Origin of the sequence: Cellulomonas bogoriensis 69B4 = DSM 16987 (assembly GCF_000767165.1) — a bacterium.
Classification (GTDB): Bacteria; Actinomycetota; Actinomycetes; order Actinomycetales; family Cellulomonadaceae; genus Actinotalea; species Actinotalea bogoriensis.
Window position 1 is genome coordinate 1 of record NZ_AXCZ01000378.1, and the last position, 886, is coordinate 886.

Annotated in this window: 1 protein-coding gene; it reads left to right on the forward strand. The window is 76.7% G+C overall.

Annotation, left to right across the window (positions count from 1 at the left end):
• The coding region (locus tag N869_RS15545) for a transcription antitermination factor NusB (RefSeq protein ID WP_332248777.1) at positions 1-886 on the forward strand (886 nt) is incomplete at both ends.

Below are 886 nucleotides of genomic sequence, written 5' to 3' on the forward strand. Positions count from 1 at the left end.
CGGGACGGGGGGCCTCGCCGGTCGGCAGGCCCCGGTGGTGCGGGTGGGCGGCGCCCGGCCGCGCCCAGGACGGGGTCGCAGGCCCCCTCGCAGCGTCGCCGTACCGGTGACCCCGCCAGGACGGTCGCCCTGGACCTGCTGCTGGAGGTGGAGGAGCAGGACGCGTACGCCAACCTGGTGATGCCGACGCTGCTGCGTCGCGACCGGTTGAGCGGCAGGGACGCAGCCTTCGCGACCGAGCTGGCGTACGGCACCCTGCGCCTGCAGGGCCGGTACGACCCCGTGATCGCGCACGCCGCGGGCCGTCCCGTGGACGGGCTCGACGCACCCGTCCGAGCCCTGCTGCGACTCGGTGCCCACCAGCTGCTCGCGATGCGTGTGCCGCCGCACGCGGCGGTCTCCGAGACGGTGGCACTCGCCCGGGCGCGGGTGGGGGTCGGTGCGTCGCAGCTGGTGAACGCGGTCCTTCGGCGCGTGACCGAGCGGACTCCCGAGGAGTGGCGGGAGGCCACCCGGGTCGAGGACCCGGTCGCGGACCTCGCGGTGCACCACAGCCACCCGGGGTGGGTGGTGCGCGCGTTGACGCAGGCGCTGGTCGCCGACGGCAGGGACGGTGACGTCGCGGCCCTGCTCGAGGCCGACAACGCCGCGCCGGCCGTCACCGTCGCCGCCAGACCGGGTCTGGCCGACCGGGACGAGCTCGCGGCTCAGGTGGACGGCGTGCCCGGGCGGTGGGCGCCCACGGCGGTGACCTTGCCCGGTGGTGCGCCCGGCGACGTGCCCGGGATGAGGTCGGGGGCGGTGGGGGTGCAGGACGAGGGCAGTCAGCTCGTGACGCTCGCGCTGCTCGAGGTGCCGGTCGACGGGCCTGACGAGCGTTGGCTCG